Genomic DNA, 16,521 nt, shown 5'->3' on the forward strand with positions numbered 1-16,521 from the left:
TGAGTGCGGCCCCCGCCCCCGTGGGGGCGGGGCCCCCCCCCCCCGCCCCGGGGCCCCGGGGCGCGGGGGCCCCCCCGGCCCGTCGCGGGCCGTCAGCCCGCGACGGCGGCGTCCTTGAGCTCGGCCGCGAGCGCCTCGTCCACGCGACCGCGCAGGCGCGTGCCCTCGGCCAGGTGCTCCTCGGCGACCGTGCCGCCCGCCTCGTGCACGCGGTGCACGAGGTCGCCGCGCGAGTACGGGACGACCAGGTCGATCTCGACGTGCGGCTGGGGCAGCTCGGCCGCGATCAGCTCGCGCAGCTCGGCCATGCCCTCGCCGGAGTGCGCGGACACCACGACGCTGCGCCGCTCCCGACGCTGCACCCGGCCGACCACCGCCGGGTCGGCGACGTCGGCCTTGTTGAGCACGACGACCTCGGGCACGTCCGCGATCCCGGGGATCTCGGCGAGCACCTCGCGCACCGCGGCGATCTGGCCCTCGGGGTCCGGGTGGGAGGCGTCGACCACGTGCAGCAGCAGCGCGGCGTCGCCCACCTCCTCGAGCGTGGACCGGAACGCCTCGACGAGCTGGTGCGGCAGGTGCCGCACGAACCCGACGGTGTCCGTGAACGTGTACGGCCGGCCGTCCTCGGTGCGGGCCCGGCGCACGGTCGGGTCCAGCGTCGCGAACAGGGCGTTCTCCACGAGGACGCCCGCGTCGGTGAGCGCGTTGAGCAGCGACGACTTGCCGGCGTTGGTGTAGCCGGCGATCGCCACGTTCGGCACGCCGTGCCGCTTGCGGTCGAGGCGCTTGGTCTCGCGCCCGGGCGCCATGGCGGCGATCTCGCGGCGCAGCTTGGCCATCCGGTTGCGGATGCGCCGGCGGTCCAGCTCGATCTTCGTCTCACCGGGGCCACGGGAGCCCATGCCGGCGCCCTGGCCGCCCACCTGGCCGCCGGCCTGGCGGGACATCGAGTCGCCCCAGCCGCGCAGGCGCGGCAGGAGGTACTCGAGCTGCGCGAGCTCGACCTGGGCCTTGCCCTCCCGAGACTTCGCGTGCTGGGCGAAGATGTCGAGGATCAGCGCGGTGCGGTCGACGACCTTGACCTTGACGATGTCCTCCAGCGCGCGGCGCTGGGAGGGGGCCAGCTCGGTGTCGGCGACCACGGTGTCGGCGCCGACCGACGCGACGACGTCGGCGAGCTCGGCCGCCTTGCCGGACCCGAGGTACGTGCCCGGGTCGGGCTTCTGACGACGCTGCAGCAGCCCGTCGAGGACCTGCGAGCCGGCGGTCTCGGCGAGCGCGGCGAGCTCGCGCAGGGAGACCTCCGCGTCGCGGGCGGCGGCCTCGCCGCCGGAGTACAGGCCGACGAGCACCACGCGCTCCAGGCGCAGCTGCCGGTACTCGACCTCGGTGACGTCCTCGAGCTCCGTGGAGAGACCGGCGACGCGGCGCAGCGAGATGCGCTCCTCGAGGTCGAGCTGGGCGCCGTCGTGGGCGGTGTGCACCGTGGCGCCCTCGGACCGCGCCGTCCCGGCCCGTGCGAGCACCCGGGCGACGACGTCCTGCGCGATCGCCTGGGCGTCGCGCTCGGCCTCGCGACGCGCGTCCGCCGAGGTCTCGGCGTCGGGTGCCCCGGCGGTCTCGTCGGTCTGCGGGGTGTCGGGGTTGGTCGGGGTGTCGGTCAAGGTGTGCCTCTCGGGTCGGGGTCGGCGGTCCGGCCGCCGTAGGGATACAACAAGGGTCCCACGCGAGACAGTCCCGGCGGAGGGTTTTTCACCGGGCGGCGGTGCCGCCGGGGTGCCGGACGGCACGGCGCGGCGGCACCGCCGCGGGTCGGGGTTTCTCCGGGTCGGGCGGCGGCGACCTAGGATCGCCGGGTGAGCGACGAGCCCGACCACTACTTCACCGCGCAGCCGGCCTCGGCCGCCGAGCGCCGTCGCGCCGTCGTCGAGCTCGCCGGGCGGGAGCTCGAGGTGGACGTCGCGTCCGGGGTCTTCTCCCCCGGCGGCGTCGACAAGGGGACGCGGGTGCTGCTGCGCGAGGTACCGGCCCCGCCCGCCGCCGGCGACCTGCTCGACCTCGGCTGCGGCTGGGGGCCGATCGCCCTCTCCCTGGCCCTCGCCTCCCCGGGCGCCACCGTGTGGGCCGTGGACGTCAACGAGCGGGCGCTCGACCTGCTCCGCTCGACGGCGGCGCGCCTCGGCCTGGAGAACGTGCGGGCCGTGCGGGCCGAGGACGTGCCGGACGACGTGCGGTTCGCCGCGATCTGGTCGAACCCGCCGATCCGGGTCGGCAAGGCCGTGCTGCACGACCTGCTGCGCGCCTGGCTCCCCCGGCTCGCCCCGGACGGCGAGGCGTGGCTCGTGGTGCAGAAGAACCTGGGGTCCGACTCGCTGGCCCGCTGGATCGAGGCCGAGCTGGGCCGCGGCGTCGAGCGTGCGGCGTCGTCCAAGGGCTTCCGCGTGCTCCGCGTCGACTGACGCCCGACCGGGGCGGCAGCCCTCGCTCAGAGCTCCGCGAGCTCCGTCTCGCCGCTGAACACCAGCTCCGCGGGGCCGGCGAGCTCGACGTGGCCACCGTCGAGCAGCCGGACGCGCACGAGCCCGCCGGGCACCTCGACCTCCCAGACGTCGGGCACGGGGCCGTCGGCACCCGCCGCGGCCCAGGTGCGCACCGCGAGCGCCGCGGCGCAGGCCCCGGTACCGCAGGACTGCGTCTCGCCCACGCCGCGCTCGTGCACGCGCATCCGCACGTGCCCGACGGCCCGCCCGTCGGGGTCCACCGTCTCGGCGAGCGGCACGACCAGCTCGACGTTCGTGCCCTCCGGGGGCACCGGGTCGACCTCGGGCGCCCGCGTCAGGTCGGCCTCGGCGAGCTCGGAGGCCCGCGCGAGGGCGACGACGGTGTGCGGGTTGCCCAGGTCGACGCTCAGGGCCGGGCGCGGGGTGTCCCAGCCCCGCACCAGCACGGCGGCGTCCGCGCCGCGCGACGCCGCGGCGTCCCCGCCGGGCAGCGCCCAGGGGCCCATGTCCACGGCGTACCAGCCGCCGGGCTCCTTGCGGACCCGGCGCACGCCGGCCCGGGTGCCGAGCGCGAGCTCCTGACCGTCGTCGAGGTCCGCGAGGCCGAGCTGCTCGGCGAAGGCCGTGAAGACGCGCACGCCGTTGCCGCACATCTGGGCGACCGAGCCGTCCGCGTTGCGGTAGTCCATGAACCAGATCGCCGCGGGCTCCTCGGCGAGCACCCGGTCGGCGACCGCCTCGCCGGCGCGCGCGACGGCCGCGGTGGGCGCGAGGCGGATGACACCGTCGCCGCCGATCCCGGCGCGGCGGTCGGCCAGCCGCCGCACCTGGTCCGGGGTGAGCTCGAGGTCCCCCCGGGTGTCGGCCAGCAACACGAAGTCGTTCTGGGTGCCGTGACCCTTGGTGAAGCGCAGCGTCATGAGCCCAGACTACGGCGCACGGGCACCGTCCCCGCCGCGGGCAGCCGCCCGGCGTCGGCGGCGCGCACCACCGCGAGCGCCTCGTCGAGCAGGTCGGGCGACCCCGCGTCGAGCCAGCGCACGCGCGGGTCCCGGCCGAACCAGCCCATCTGCTTGCGCGCCAGACGGCGGGTGTTCGCGACGATCGCCTCGCGCGCGCCGTCGAGGGTGAGCTCCCCGCGCCAGCACGCGAGCAGCTCGGCGTAGCCGACGGCGCGGGCCGCCGTGGTGCCCAGGCCCGCCCCCGTCCCGCCCTGCTCGGGCGAGGCGAGCGACCGCACCTCCTCGACGAGCCCCTCGTCCCACATGCGCTCCACCCGGCCCGCGACACGGGCGTCGAGCACCTCGCGGTCGCAGTCCAGCCCGATCTGCACGGCCGGGCGGACGTGCTCCTGGCGCGGCAGGTTGGCGGTGTACGGCTGCCCGGTGAGCTCGATGACCTCGAGCGCGCGCACGATCCGGCGGGTGTTGTGCGGGCCGATCGACGTCGCCGCGTCGGGGTCGAGACGGGCGAGCTCGTCGTGCAGCGCCCGGCGGCCCTCGCGCTCGGCGCGGCCCTCGAGGCGGGCCCGCACGTGCGGGTCGGTGCCGGGGAAGTCCATGTGGTCGAGCAGCGCGCGCACGTAGAGGCCGGAGCCGCCCACGACGACCGCCCGCGCCCCGCGACCGGAGATCGCGTCCAGGTCGGCGCGCGCGGCCTCCTGGTAGCGCGCCACCGACGCGTCCTCGAGCGGGTCCAGGACGTCGAGCTGGTGGTGCACGATGCCGCGCCGTTCGTCGACCGGCACCTTCGCCGTCCCGACGTCCATGCCGCGGTAGAGCTGGAACGCGTCCGCGCCCACGATCTCGGCGGCGGCCGTCCCGCGCAGGACGTCACCGGCGCCGCCCGGGGACAGCGCCTGCGCCAGGTCGAGCGCCAGGTCCGACTTGCCCGTCGCCGTGGGGCCGACGACGGCGACGACCACGCCCGTGCCGGGCAGGCTCCCGGACGGGCTCGTGATGGGGGGCGGTGCGGTCACGCCCACGACCCTAGCCCGCCGTCGGCGCGCTGTCGGACCGCCTGGTTAGGGTGTCCTTCGCCACCCAACGATGCCCGGCGCGACCACGCGTGCGCCCGGGATCCCGCACAGGACGAGGACCCATGGCCTTCTTCACCAAGCCCACCGTCGCGGCGCCCGCCGCACCCGCCCCGCTCACCCGGGAGCGGCTCGAGTCGCTGATGACCCGCCGCGAGTGGTACTTCGGGATCGACGACGACGGCGACCTCGGCGGCGTCTGGGACGAGAACACGTTCTACTTCCTGCTGGTCGGGGAGCCGAACGGGATCCTGCAGATCCGCGGCCGGTGGAGCCGCACGCTCCCGGTCGCCGAGCTGGAGCCGCTCACGGCGCTCCTCAACGAGTGGAACGTCGGGCGCATCTGGCCGAAGGTCTTCGCCCGGCCGGAGGACGACGGGTCGGCCGTCGTGGTCTACGCCGAGGTGGCGACCGACCTGCGCAGCGGCGCGAACGACGAGCAGCTCGAGCGGATCGTCGACTGCGGCCTCGCGACGGGCCTGTCCTTCTTCGAGATGCTGGACGAGCGCTTCCCCGCGGCCGAGGGCACGCAGGGGGCGGCACAGGAAGCAGCACGGCCCACGGCGGGCGACGCCCGGTGACCAGCGGCACCGACGCCTTCCAGGTCGACCTGCGCGGCCTGGTCGAGCTGCTCAGCCGGCACCTGTACTCGAGCCCCCGCGTCTACCTGCGCGAGCTGCTGCAGAACGGCGTGGACGCGATCACCGCACGCCGCGCCCTGGACGCCGACGCGCCCGCGCGCGTGCTGCTGCGCCCGCTCGACGACGGCGGGCTCGAGGTGCACGACACGGGCGTCGGCCTCACCGCCGACGAGGCCCGCGACCTGCTCGCCACCATCGGCCGCAGCTCGAAGCGCGACGACGGCCCGTCGGCGGACGACCTCGGCACCGGGTTCGTCGGGGGGCGCGAGGAGTTCCTCGGCCAGTTCGGGATCGGCCTGCTGTCGGCGTTCATGGTCGCCGACGAGATCGACCTCGTGTCGCGCTCGGCGCGCGACCCGCAGGCCGCGCCGGTGCGGTGGCGCGGGTACGCCGACGGCCGCTACGAGCTCACGGAGCTCGACCCGACCGACCCGACCGTGCCACCCATGCCCCCCGCGCCCGGGAGCGTCGTGCGGCTGCGCCCGCTGCGCGACGCCGAGCACTGGCTCGAGCCCGACACCGTGGCGGCCCTCGCCGCCGACTTCGGCGGGCTGCTCCCCGTGGACGTGTCGGTCGAGGTGCGCCTGGAGGACGGCGGCACGGTGCGGCGGCGCCTCAGCGGCGACGAGCTGCCCTGGCGCGGCCACCACGCGGACGACGCCGAGCGCGCGCGGGCGCTGGCCGCGTACTGCGAGCGCACCCTCGGCTTCACGCCGCTGGCCCACATCGACCTCGACCTGCCCGTCGCCGGTCTCACCGGGGTCGCGTTCGTGCTCCCCGCCGCCGTGGCACCCACGACGGCCGCGCACCACCGGGTGTCGCTCAAGCGCATGCTGCTCGGCACGGGCGTCGAGAGCCTCCTGCCCGAGTGGGCGTTCTTCGTGCGCTGCGTCGTCGACGCGTCCGCCCTGCGGCCGACGGCCTCGCGCGAGGGGCTGTTCGAGGACGACGTCCTCTTCGCCACCCGCGAGGCGCTGGGCGAGCAGGTCCGCGCCTGGACCCTCGACACCCTCGCGGAGCCGTCGCCGCTGGCACGGTCCTTCCTGTCCACGCACCACCTCGCCGTCCGTGCCCTGGCCGTGCAGGACGACGCCATGCTCGACCTGGCCGCCCGCGTGCTGCCGTTCGAGACCACCGTCGGCACGCACACCCTCGCCGACCTGGCCGAGCCCGCCGACGGGGAGGCCCCCGCGCGGGTGCTGTGGACCACCAGCGTCGAGGAGTACCGCCGGGTGGCCGCGGTCGCCGCGGCCCAGGGCCTGCCGGTGCTCAACGCGGGGTACGTCTACGACGCCGACCTCCTCGCCCGCGTCGCCCGGCGGCGGCCGCAGTGGCACCTCTCCCCCGTGGTGCCGGGCGACCTCGAGGCCGTCCTGGGCGAGGTGGAGCCGTTGCGCGAGCTCGAGGTGACCGACGCGCTCGCCGCCCTGGGCGACGACCTCGCCGACCAGGACTGCGACGTCCAGCTGCGCGTCTTCTCCCCGACCGAGGTCCCGGCCATGCTGCTGACGGACCGGGACGGCGAGCACGCCCGCCAGGCCCGCGAGGCCGCCGCCCCCGTCGACGACGACACGGACGTGTGGGGCGCCGTGCTCGCCGGTCTCACCGGCCCGGCCCGCGCCCGCCGACTGGTGCTCAACGACGCCAACCCGACCGTCCGCGCGCTGCTCGCGGCCGGCGACGCCCCGGTCCGCGCCGCGGGCGCCCGCTCGCTCTACGTCACCGCGCTGCTCGCGTCGGGCCGGCCCCTGGCGGGCGCCGAGGCCGGCCTGCTCGACGACGCCCTGCGCACCCTCCTGGAGCGCGCCCTGCCCGAGCCCCGCACGACCGACACCGAGGACGACGCCCGATGACCCGCACCCTGGACGAGGCGAACCGCGCCGTCTCGACGATCATGAGCATGCCCTACGGCGTCGCGCGCAGCGCCGCCGCGGAGCAGGAGGCCGCCCGCATCACCGCGGAGGGCCCGGACGAGGCGCGCGCCTACGCCCTGTTCGCGCTGGTGGACTCCTACACCTCGACGCCCGAGGCGGAGAAGGCGTTCCTGCCGTTCACGCAGCTGCTGCGCTGGTGGGACTCCCACCCCGAGCTGTTCGACGGCAGCGACACCCACTCCCTGTTCTGGTCGTTCAAGTGGATGGTGGGCCTCCTCGCGCGCTTCCCGTCCGTCCCGACCGCGCAGCTCGACGCGACGCTCGACGACATGGAGCGCCGGTACGCCCTCGCCGGGAACGGGACCAGCGCGGTCGCCGGCGAACGGTTCGCCTGGCTCCGTGCCCAGGGTGCCCCCGGCACCGAGGAGGCGTACCGCACCTGGATCACGACGCCCCGCGACTCCTTCTCGGACTGCGCCGCCTGCCTGCCCGCCGGCCAGGCGGAGTACCTCGCCGAGACCGGTCGCGTGCGCGAGGCTGCCGACGTCGTGAGCGCCGCCGTCGCGTCGGGCGCCACCTGCGGCGACGAGCCCGCGGGGATGGAGTCCCTGCTGGAGCTGCTCCTGCTGGACCTGGGCGACGCCTCGCGCGCCGCCGCCGTGCACCGCAGCGCGACGAGCCATCTCGACGCCGCCGTCTCGAAGGAGGTCGCCGCCTCCCGCCACGTGGAGTTCCTCGCGCGGACCGGGCACCCCGAGCGCGCCCTGCGCCTGCTGCACACCTACCCCGAGCACCTCACGGTGTCCGACTCGCCGGGCGAGCGGCTCGCCGTGCTCACCCATGTCGCGGTCGCCACCGGGGTGCTGCGCGAGACGCACGCCGACACGCCCGTCGACCTCGCCGCGGTCCCGGCGCGCACGGTCGCCGAGCTCGACACGTGGGCCCGCGCCGAGATCGCGCCGATCGCCCGCGCCTTCGACGCCCGGCACGGCACGGACCGGCACGCCCGCCTGCTCGACGCCGCGTGGGCGCGCCAGGCCCGGCGCCTGCCCGTCGAGCTCGGGGTGCTCGCGGCCGCCGAGCGCGCGGCCGCCGTCCCGGGCGCGACGCCCGACACGATCCCTGACACGATGCCCGACGCGCTCGCGACGTCCCTCGCAGGGGCCGACGCCGCCTCTCCCGCCGGGGTCGACCTCGCCGGCGTGACGGGCCCTCGCCTCGACGCCGACCCCGTCGGCGCCGCCCTCGCGCGTGCCGAGGGCGAGCCGGATCCTGTCGAGGCGTCCGCGGCCTACCTCACCGCCGCCCGCCTGGCGGAGGAGGCCGGACGCCTCGAGGACGCGGGCTTCGCCCTGGCGGAGGCCGCGCAGGTCGCCGCCACGCTCGGCGACGACGAGGGCGCGGTGCCCGCGTTCGCGCGGGCCGTCGGCCTGCTCCGGGCCGCGGGGACCGACCCGGCCCACGTCGGCCCCGTGGTCCGGGCCGCCGCCACGGCCCAGGCGCGCGCCGGCGACGTCGACGCCGCCCTCGCCGCCGTCGAACGGGTGCACGACGACGTCGCGCGCGCCACGGGCGGGGTCCCCGATGCCCCGACGCCCGCGATGTCGGAGGAGCTCGCCGCCCGCCGCGCGGCCTTCGTCGCGGCCGAGGATCGACAGCTGCGCGAGGTGCACGCCCGCCTCCTCGCGACCGCCGGGCGGCACGCCGAGGCGGCGCGCCAGGCGGAGTCGGTGGCCGAGGAGTTCGGCCGCGCAGGCCTGCCCTTCGACGCCGCCCACGCGTTCTGGCTCGCGGGCAGCGCGCTGCGGGCCGCGGGCGACGCCACCGCGGCGGTGGACCCGCTGCGCGCGGCCCTGGAGGGCCTCGCGGCGACGGGCGCGCGAGCCGACCTGGCCTCCGTCGCGGACGAGCTCGTCGGGACGCTCCGGGGTCTGGGTCGCGCCGAGGAGGCCGACGCGGTCGCCGCGTCGCTCGTGCCCTGACGCGCAGGTCAGCCCGCGCTGCCCTCGGCGACCCCGTAGGACGCCGGCAGGTGCTCGTGCCCGCCGGGGACGGTCGTCACGCGCCACGACCACCGCCCCGGCGCGGCGGCGACGTCCAGCAGGGCCGCGACCGCCGGGGCGAGGAGCACGGGGCCGCCCGACACCGGGCCAGGTGCCGGGTCGGGTGCCGGGTCGGGCACCGCCGCGGCGCCCGGGGTCCCGGGCGCCGCACCCCCCGCGACGACGACCGCGGGGGCGCGGCGCAGCGCGGTGACGGCCTCGGCCGGCGCCTCGGCGGCGTCGGACACCTCGAGCACCACGACGTCCGGCGGCCCGTCGTGCCCCGCCCGTCGCGCCGCCGCGCGCAGCGCGAGCAGCGCCACCGACGCCGGGACGTGCGCGGGCGGGACGGGGGCCGGGTCCGCTCCGGCCCACGCGGCGACGTCGGGCACCCAGCGGTCGGCGATGCCCGCCCCCGCGAGGGAGGGCCGCCGCCGGCCGAACCCGCCGCTCGCTCCCCGAGGGACGGGGGCCAGCACCACGAGAGGTGCGTCACCGTCCCCGCCCGGCGGTGTCAGGGCGACGGACGCGGCCACCAGTCGGTCGAGGGCGCCCGCCACCACGACACGGACGTCGCCGAGGAGGTCGGCGCCGCCGCCGGCACCGGGCACGAGCAGGGACGTTCCGGGCAGGACGACGGCACGGGCTGGCACGCGCCCAACCTACCCTCGGCCCCTCCCGCCGCCCCGGCAGCCGTCGCGGGCCGGCGCTCCTACGCCGTCCGGCCCTCGGTGCACGAGCCCCGCCTCGGGTCCCGGCGTGTAGCGTGGACGGGTGAGGTTCTTCGGTTCACGCCGGGCAAGCAGGATCCGGCCGACCTCCGTCGGCCGGGAGGACGAGCTCGTGGGCGACCTTCGGGACGACGAGCTCCACGACCGGATCGAGGGTCTGCTCGCCGACCACGTCGGCGCGGACGACGCGCTGGCCCCGTTGTCGCGCGACCGCGTGACGGACTGGCTGGAACGGTCCGGGTTCTCCTACTTCGTCGACTCCGACGGTGACGTCGGCGGGCTCTGGCACGGCTGGCTCTTCTACTTCCTCGTGCTCGGCGAGCGGTCGGAGGTGCTCCAGGTCCGCGGCCAGTGGCACCGGGACCTCAGCATCGACCGCCTCGGCGAGATCCTCGAGCTCTGCAACGAGTGGAACGCCGAGCGGATCTGGCCCAAGACGTACGTGCGCGTACGCGACGACGGCTCCGTCGTGGTGTGCGCCGAGGTCACGGTGGACGTGGGCAGCGCGGTCGGCGAGGCGCAGCTCGACCAGCTGCTGCAGTGCGGCCTCAGTACGGGGTCGATGTTCTTCGAGCACCTCGACACGACGTTCCGCGACCCCCTGAGGGACGGATCGTGACCGGCACCGCCCGGTCCGGCGGCACCGCCCGCCGCCTGCTCGGCGGCGTCCGGCGTGCGGCTGACGCGGTCGGTCGTGCCGTGCAGGACGCCGGCGCTCGCGTGGCCGCCCGCGGGGAACGCGCCCCCTCGCGCCCGCGCGGCACGGCACCGAGGCCGCTGTCCCACGCCCGTGTCGCGGACGACCTGTCCCGCCGCGGCTACCGGTTCCGCACGGACGACGACGGCGACGTGACGGGCACCTGGGACGGCAACCGGTTCTGGTTCCTGCTGCTCGGCGACCACGACGAGATCCTGCAGGTGCGCGGCCGCTGGGCCGGGACGGTGCCCGAGGGCGCCCGCCTGGCGGTGCTGCAGGCCGTGAACGACTGGAACCGCGAGCGCGTGTGGCCCAAGGTGTACGCACGGGCGGAGGGCGAGGGGCTCGCGCTCTACGCCGAGGTGTCGGTGGACTTCGAGCACGGCGCGACGGACGAGCAGCTCGCCGCCACGGTGTCGTGCGGCCTCGTCACGTCGTCGCAGTTCTTCAGCACCGTGGGCGCGATGACGCCCGGCGGGCCGGGGCTCGACGACCAGGCCTGACCCGCCGGACGTGAGCCCACCGGAGGCCCCACGGGCCGCCGGTCAGCCCCGGAGCGAGGGCATCCCGAGCACGACCGGGCCCGAGGACGGCGCCGCGCCGTGGGAGTGCTCGTCCTCGCCCCCGCCGAGGCGCGCCGTCTCCCGCTGCGCCCACGCGTCGCCCGACCGGGTGCGACGCACGGCGTACGCGCCGCCGTCGAGCACCGCGTCGGCGACGAGGAAGTGCGGCGCCGACCGCGTGACCCCCACGGTCACGACGTCGCCCGGTCGCGGCAGGCGCGGGTCGAGCGTCGCGGCGTCCGCCAGCCGGGGGTCGTCCAGGGACGTCGGCGCCCCGGCGAGGCCCTCGGCCCCGGCGGCCACGTCGTCGAGCAGGGCGGCGGGCAGCGCGAGGTGCACGAGCCGGTTGTCGGGGGCCCGGCCGGAGAGCCGGTGCGTGGCGCCGTCCTTCTTCCCCGCCCCCTCGGAGACGAGCACGTCGAGCGTGCGCCCGACCTGGCGCGCGGCCTCCTCGCCGGCGATGCGCTCCTGGAGGGCCAGCAGGCGCTCGAACCGCTCCTGCACGACCTCCTTGGGCAGCTGCTCGTCCATGGTCGCGGCCGGCGTGCCGGGGCGCGGCGAGTACTGGAACATGAACGCCGAGCTGAACCGCGAGGCCTCCACGACGCGCAGCGTCTCGCGGAAGTCCTCCTCGGTCTCCCCCGGGAAGCCCACGATGATGTCGGTCGTGATCGCGGCGTCCGGCATGGCGTCGCGCACGCGGTCGAGGATGCCGAGGAACCTGGCCGACCGGTACGAGCGGCGCATGGCCCGCAGCACGCGGTCCGAGCCGGACTGCAGCGGCATGTGCAGGCTGGGCATGACGTTCGGCGTCTCGGCCATCGCCGCGATCACGTCGTCGGTGAACGCCGCCGGGTGCGGGGACGTGAAGCGCACCCGCTCCAGCCCCTCGATGGTCCCGCAGGCGCGCAGCAGCTTCGCGAACGCACCGCGGTCGCCGAACTCGACGCCGTAGCTGTTGACGTTCTGGCCCAGCAGGGTGACCTCGACGGCGCCGGCGGCCACGAGCGCCTCGACCTCGGCCAGGACCTCCCCCGGCCGGCGGTCGCGCTCCTTGCCGCGCAGGTGCGGCACGATGCAGAACGTGCACGTGTTGTTGCAGCCGACCGAGATCGAGACCCAGCCCGCGTAGACGGACTCGCGTCGCGTGGGCAGCGTCGAGGGGAAGACCTGCAGCGACTCCGCGATCTCCACCTGCGCCTCGGCGTTGTGCCGGGCCCGCTCGAGGAGGACCGGCAGCGCGTCCAGGTTGTGCGTGCCGAAGACGACGTCCACCCACGGGGCCTTGGACACGATCTCGCCGCGGTCCTTCTGCGCGAGGCAGCCGCCCACGGCGATCTGCATCCCCGGCCGGTCCGCCTTGATCCCGGCGAGCTGCCCGAGGTTCCCGTAGAGCCGGGTCGCGGCGTTCTCGCGCACCGCGCAGGTGTTGATCACCACGACGTCGGCACGGCTCGCCGCCTCGTCGGCGGCGGTGGCACGCGAGTAGCCGGCCTGCTCGAGCATGCCGGCCATGTGCTCCGAGTCGTGCACGTTCATCTGGCAGCCCAGGGTGCGCACGAGATAGGTGCGCTGGACGGGCGACACGTCCGTGGGACGGGCCGACACGGCGGGGCTCTGCGTGGTACTGGACATCGCATCTAGGGTACGGTGCCCGACGGCCGGGCCCCGACGAGGTGACCCACCCCATCGCTCGAGAGCACCGCTCGACGACGTCGCCCCACGACGTCCGACCCGCGACGCTCGAGACACGCGGCCTCCGCCGCAGGGACTCGGACCGCGCACACCGCGTGTGCACTGTTACTGAACCGTTGCGGAACCGGACAACCCGGTGCTGGTCGCGGAAACACCGAGTGGATAGGTTCGAGAGATGGATCACGGCGATGCGACCACGACGACCGACCCTGCCGAGACGTCGTCCTCCCTCGGCGCGCCGCTCGTCGAGCTGAAGAACGTCAACAAGCACTTCGGCGAGCTGCACGTGCTGCAGGACATCGACCTCACCGTGCGCAAGGGCGAGGTGCTCGTGGTCATCGGCCCGTCGGGCTCCGGGAAGTCGACCCTGTGCCGGGCGATCAACCGGCTCGAGACGATCGACTCCGGGGAGATCCACATCGACGGGCAGCCCCTGCCGGAGGAGGGCAAGGCCCTCGCGAAGCTGCGGGCCGACGTCGGCATGGTGTTCCAGGCGTTCAACCTCTTCGCGCACAAGACGATCCTGGAGAACGTCACGCTCGGGCCGGTCAAGGTCCGCAAGGAGCGCACGGGCGCCGCGAAGGAGCGTGCTCTCGAGCTGCTCGACCGGGTCGGGGTCAAGAACCAGGCCCAGAAGATGCCCGCCCAGCTCTCCGGCGGGCAGCAGCAGCGCGTCGCCATCGCCCGGGCGCTGGCGATGAAGCCCAAGGTGATGCTCTTCGACGAGCCCACCTCGGCGCTCGACCCGGAGATGATCAACGAGGTCCTGGACGTCATGGTCGCCCTCGCGAAGGAGGGCATGACGATGATCGTCGTCACGCACGAGATGGGTTTCGCCCGCAAGGCCGCGAACCGCGTCGTCTTCATGGCCGACGGCCAGATCGTCGAGGAGGCCACGCCCGAGGAGTTCTTCACCGCGCCCAAGAGCGACCGGGCGAAGGACTTCCTGTCCAAGATCCTCTCCCACTGACCTGACCACACCCACGCACAGGGCGGGAACCCCCGCCGGCCGCGCGGTCCGGGACCTGACATCGGCGTCCCCGGCCCGTACGGGCGACCACAACGAAGGGTAAGAACGATGCGCACACGACACGCAGGGGCCGCCGCGCTCGCCGCACTGACCGCACTCACGCTCGCCGCCTGCGGCGGCGGCGAGGTCGGGGGCGGCGGTGGCGACGGCGAGGAGACCGGCGGCGCCGGGGGCGGCGACTCCATCAAGATCGGCATCAAGTTCGACCAGCCGGGCCTGGGCTACCAGGACGGCAGCGAGTACACCGGCTTCGACACCGACGTCGCCCGGTACGTCGCGGAGAAGCTCGGCTACTCCGAGGACCAGATCGAGTGGGTCGAGGCACCGTCGGCCAACCGCGAGACGATGCTGCAGACCGGCCAGGTCGACATGATCTTCGCGACCTACTCCATCACCGACGAGCGCAAGGAGCAGGTCGCGTTCGCGGGTCCGTACTTCATCGCCGGCCAGGACCTCCTCGTCGCCGAGGACAACACCGACATCACCGGCCCGGAGTCGCTGAAGGGCAAGAACCTCTGCTCCGTGACCGGCTCGACGTCGGCGCAGCGCATCAAGGACGAGTACGCGACCGACGTGCAGCTCGTCGAGCGCCCGGGCTACGCCGAGTGCGTCACCGCGCTCACGGCCGGCCAGGTCGACGCCGTGACGACGGACGACATCATCCTCGCCGGCCTGGCCGCCCAGCCCGCCAACAAGGGCAAGGTGAAGGTCGTCGGCAACCCGTTCTCCGAGGAGAACTACGGCGTCGGCCTGCCCCAGGACAACGACACCTGCGAGGACATCAACGCGGCCATCACGTCGATGATCGACGACGGGTCGTGGGAGAAGGCCGTCCAGGCGAACACCGAGGGCACCGGGTACACGCCCAACGCCGACCTCAACCCGCCGACGCCGGACGCCTGCGCCTGACGAGGCCGTCCGACCGTCCGATCGGCACGAGGGGAGCGGCGCCGCCGCGCCGCTCCCCTCGTTCGTCGATCACCAGCCCGTCCACCGCGGCTCCGCCCGCACACCACCCTCCGGGAGGCTGACACACCGTGGGTGATTTCCTGTCCCAGATCGGCGAGCTCTTCGCGCTCTACGACGTGCCCGGCGCGTTCTGGGTCAACATCCAGCTGACGTTCTGGGCCGCGATCTTCTCGCTGATCCTCGGCACCGTGCTCGCGCTCATGCGGATCTCGCCCATCGCGAGCCTGCAGTGGGCCGGCGCGGCCTACGTGAACATCCTGCGCAACACGCCGCTGACCGTGATCATGACGTTCCTGTTCCTCGCGGTCTGGACGCAGCTGCAGATCACGTTGTCCGACGACTTCGCGCAGAACTTCTTCCGGTTCGGCGTCATCGGCCTGACGGTCTACCACGCCGCGTTCGTGTGCGAGGCGATCCGTTCGGGCGTCAACACCGTCCCGCTGGGCCAGGCGGAGGCCGCCCGCGCGATCGGGCTGTCGTTCCTGCCCGCCGCCCGGCTGATCATCCTGCCGCAGGCGTTCCGGGGCGCGATCGCGCCCCTCGGGAACACCTTGATCGCCCTGCTGAAGAACTCGACGGTCGCGGTGGCGGTGAGCGTCTCCACGGAGACCTCGACCCTCATGCGGGAGATGATCGAGAGCAACGCGAACTACATCTACGCGATCTTCATGATCTTCGCGATCGGATTCGCGGTGCTCGTGATCCCCATCGGTCTGCTCACCACCTATCTCTCGAACCGACTGGCGGTGCGTCGATGAGCTCTCAGCATTCCGTCCTCTTCGACGCGCCCGGCCCCCGGGCGCGCCGGTTCATCGTGCTCGGCAACGTCGTGGGTGCGCTCGTGGTGCTCGGCATCGCCGCGCTCGTCGTGGCCCAGCTCGCCGCCAAGGGCCAGTTCGCCGCAGCGTTGTGGGAGCCGATCTTCACCTCCAGCGCCTGGCAGAACTACTTCATCCCGGGCCTGCAGAACACGCTGCGCGCCGCGGGGTTCGCCATCGTCGGCGCGGTGGTCTTCGGCCTCATCTTCGGGTCCGGGCGCCTCGCGCGCGTGCGCGCCGTCCGCTGGGTCAGCGGCGTGGTCGTGGAGTTCTTCCGCGCCGTGCCGGTGCTGCTCATGATGGTCTTCTTCTGGCTGCTGTTCGGGTTCAACCGGATCAGCGACGACCCGGCCTTCCTCGCCGTCGTGATCGCCCTCGTCCTCTACAACGGCTCCGTCATCGCGGAGCTCGTCCGGGCGGGCGTCGGCAACCTGCCGAAGGGCCAGTCGGAGGCCGGCCTCGCGGTCGGCCTCACGGGCGGGCAGGTGCTGCGGTCGATCCAGCTCCCCCAGGCCCTCATCGCGATGCTGCCGGCCCTGGTGTCCCAGCTCGTGGTGGTCCTCAAGGACACCGCGCTCGGCCAGATCATCACCTACAACGAGCTGCTGCGGGCGGCGCAGATCTTCGGCAACGGCAACAGCAACAACCTGCAGACGCTGACGGTCGCGGCACTGATCTTCATCGTCATCAACTGGGCGCTGACCGCCGTGGCCCGCTGGCTGTCCCGCTACCTCAGCGGCCGGACGTCGGGCGTCACCGCGGCCGGTCCCGGCATCGGCAACCCGACCGCCGTCGCCGGCGGCGCGGCGCCGGGCGCGCCCGGGAACGCCATCGCGGCCACCGGGGACCCGAGCGCCACCTGACGCGCCGGCACGACCGCGCGTCCCCTGGACGACGTCGCCCCCGGACGCTTCTCGCGTCC

15 protein-coding genes are annotated in these 16,521 nt (G+C 74.9%); 10 read left to right on the top strand and 5 right to left on the bottom strand.

What is annotated here, in order from left to right; translation table 11 throughout:
* Window positions 1–92: 92 nt before the first annotated feature.
* Window positions 93–1,667 carry a GTPase HflX gene (gene hflX, locus ACFQ8E_RS21375; protein ID WP_430552580.1) on the bottom strand — a complete coding sequence of 525 codons (1,575 nt, stop codon included), beginning with the start codon at window positions 1,665–1,667 and terminating at the stop codon, window positions 93–95.
* Between the two features lie 192 nt (window positions 1,668–1,859).
* On the opposite strand from hflX, the gene ACFQ8E_RS21380 reads away from it, so the two are divergent.
* A complete protein-coding gene (locus ACFQ8E_RS21380; RefSeq protein WP_430552581.1) occupies window positions 1,860–2,462 on the top strand; it encodes a class I SAM-dependent methyltransferase in 603 nt (200 codons plus the stop codon).
* 26 nt (window positions 2,463–2,488) lie between these two features.
* Here ACFQ8E_RS21380 and dapF read toward each other — a convergent pair whose 3' ends face one another.
* Window positions 2,489–3,424: a diaminopimelate epimerase gene (gene dapF / locus ACFQ8E_RS21385; protein ID WP_430552582.1), complete on the bottom strand. Its 936-nt coding sequence runs from the start codon at window positions 3,422–3,424 to the stop codon at window positions 2,489–2,491.
* A complete protein-coding gene (gene miaA / locus ACFQ8E_RS21390; protein ID WP_430552583.1) occupies window positions 3,421–4,482 on the bottom strand; it encodes a tRNA (adenosine(37)-N6)-dimethylallyltransferase MiaA in 1,062 nt (353 codons plus the stop codon). Before miaA ends, dapF begins: the two co-directional genes overlap by 4 nt.
* A 122-nt stretch (window positions 4,483–4,604) precedes the next feature.
* Between miaA and ACFQ8E_RS21395 the strand changes: the two genes are divergently transcribed.
* Genes ACFQ8E_RS21395 through ACFQ8E_RS21405 form a run of 3 tightly spaced genes read left to right on the top strand, consistent with a single transcriptional unit; the run spans window position 4,605 to window position 9,036 of the window.
* Window positions 4,605–5,120 carry a YbjN domain-containing protein gene (locus ACFQ8E_RS21395; protein ID WP_430552584.1) on the top strand — a complete coding sequence of 172 codons (516 nt, stop codon included), beginning with the start codon at window positions 4,605–4,607 and terminating at the stop codon, window positions 5,118–5,120.
* Entirely contained in the window at window positions 5,117–7,033 is a 1,917-nt protein-coding gene (locus ACFQ8E_RS21400; RefSeq protein WP_430552585.1) for an HSP90 family protein, read from the top strand. The genes ACFQ8E_RS21395 and ACFQ8E_RS21400 overlap by 4 nt, the downstream gene beginning before the upstream one ends.
* Complete coding sequence (locus tag ACFQ8E_RS21405) at window positions 7,030–9,036, top strand: hypothetical protein (protein WP_430552586.1); 2,007 nt, start codon at window positions 7,030–7,032, stop codon at window positions 9,034–9,036. Before ACFQ8E_RS21400 ends, ACFQ8E_RS21405 begins: the two co-directional genes overlap by 4 nt.
* Window positions 9,037–9,044: 8 nt before the next feature.
* Here ACFQ8E_RS21405 and ACFQ8E_RS21410 read toward each other — a convergent pair whose 3' ends face one another.
* Window positions 9,045–9,749, bottom strand: a complete 705-nt coding sequence (locus tag ACFQ8E_RS21410) for a hypothetical protein (protein WP_430552587.1) — start codon at window positions 9,747–9,749, stop codon at window positions 9,045–9,047.
* A 190-nt stretch (window positions 9,750–9,939) separates the two neighbouring features.
* Here ACFQ8E_RS21410 and ACFQ8E_RS21415 point away from each other — a divergent pair, with 190 nt between their 5' ends.
* Together ACFQ8E_RS21415 and ACFQ8E_RS21420 are read left to right on the top strand one after the other, a co-directional pair.
* Window positions 9,940–10,446 (top strand): YbjN domain-containing protein, encoded by a 507-nt coding sequence (locus ACFQ8E_RS21415; RefSeq protein WP_430552588.1) that lies wholly within the window; start codon window positions 9,940–9,942, stop codon window positions 10,444–10,446.
* Entirely contained in the window at window positions 10,443–11,027 is a 585-nt protein-coding gene (locus ACFQ8E_RS21420) for a YbjN domain-containing protein (protein ID WP_430552589.1), read from the top strand. The genes ACFQ8E_RS21415 and ACFQ8E_RS21420 overlap by 4 nt, the downstream gene beginning before the upstream one ends.
* Window positions 11,028–11,069: 42 nt before the next feature.
* On the opposite strand, the gene miaB is transcribed toward ACFQ8E_RS21420, so the two are convergent.
* Window positions 11,070–12,722 (bottom strand): tRNA (N6-isopentenyl adenosine(37)-C2)-methylthiotransferase MiaB, encoded by a 1,653-nt coding sequence (gene miaB, locus ACFQ8E_RS21425; protein ID WP_430552590.1) that lies wholly within the window; start codon window positions 12,720–12,722, stop codon window positions 11,070–11,072.
* Between the two features lie 235 nt (window positions 12,723–12,957).
* On the opposite strand from miaB, the gene ACFQ8E_RS21430 reads away from it, so the two are divergent.
* The 4 genes from ACFQ8E_RS21430 (at window position 12,958) to ACFQ8E_RS21445 (ending at window position 16,462) form a co-directional block, all read left to right on the top strand.
* Window positions 12,958–13,752 (top strand): amino acid ABC transporter ATP-binding protein, encoded by a 795-nt coding sequence (locus tag ACFQ8E_RS21430; RefSeq protein WP_430552591.1) that lies wholly within the window; start codon window positions 12,958–12,960, stop codon window positions 13,750–13,752.
* Window positions 13,753–13,860: 108 nt separating this feature from the next.
* Complete coding sequence (locus tag ACFQ8E_RS21435; RefSeq protein WP_430552592.1) at window positions 13,861–14,721, top strand: glutamate ABC transporter substrate-binding protein; 861 nt, start codon at window positions 13,861–13,863, stop codon at window positions 14,719–14,721.
* Window positions 14,722–14,849: 128 nt separating this feature from the next.
* Window positions 14,850–15,539 (top strand): amino acid ABC transporter permease, encoded by a 690-nt coding sequence (locus ACFQ8E_RS21440; RefSeq protein ID WP_430552593.1) that lies wholly within the window; start codon window positions 14,850–14,852, stop codon window positions 15,537–15,539.
* A complete protein-coding gene (locus tag ACFQ8E_RS21445; protein ID WP_430552594.1) occupies window positions 15,536–16,462 on the top strand; it encodes an amino acid ABC transporter permease in 927 nt (308 codons plus the stop codon). Before ACFQ8E_RS21440 ends, ACFQ8E_RS21445 begins: the two co-directional genes overlap by 4 nt.
* Window positions 16,463–16,521: the final 59 nt, after the last annotated feature.

The sequence above is a fragment of the Isoptericola sp. NPDC056573 genome (assembly GCF_042793335.1).
GTDB lineage: Bacteria > Actinomycetota > Actinomycetes > Actinomycetales > Cellulomonadaceae > Isoptericola.

Coding starts and splice junctions, on each gene's coding strand:
- ACFQ8E_RS21430 (WP_430552591.1), top strand. CDS start 12,958: ATGGATCACGGCGATGCGACCACGACGACCGACCCTGCCGAGACGTCG.
- ACFQ8E_RS21405 (WP_430552586.1), top strand. CDS start 7,030: ATGACCCGCACCCTGGACGAGGCGAACCGCGCCGTCTCGACGATCATG.
- miaB (WP_430552590.1), bottom strand. CDS start 12,722: ATGTCCAGTACCACGCAGAGCCCCGCCGTGTCGGCCCGTCCCACGGAC.
- ACFQ8E_RS21445 (WP_430552594.1), top strand. CDS start 15,536: ATGAGCTCTCAGCATTCCGTCCTCTTCGACGCGCCCGGCCCCCGGGCG.
- ACFQ8E_RS21435 (WP_430552592.1), top strand. CDS start 13,861: ATGCGCACACGACACGCAGGGGCCGCCGCGCTCGCCGCACTGACCGCA.
- ACFQ8E_RS21395 (WP_430552584.1), top strand. CDS start 4,605: ATGGCCTTCTTCACCAAGCCCACCGTCGCGGCGCCCGCCGCACCCGCC.
- dapF (WP_430552582.1), bottom strand. CDS start 3,424: ATGACGCTGCGCTTCACCAAGGGTCACGGCACCCAGAACGACTTCGTG.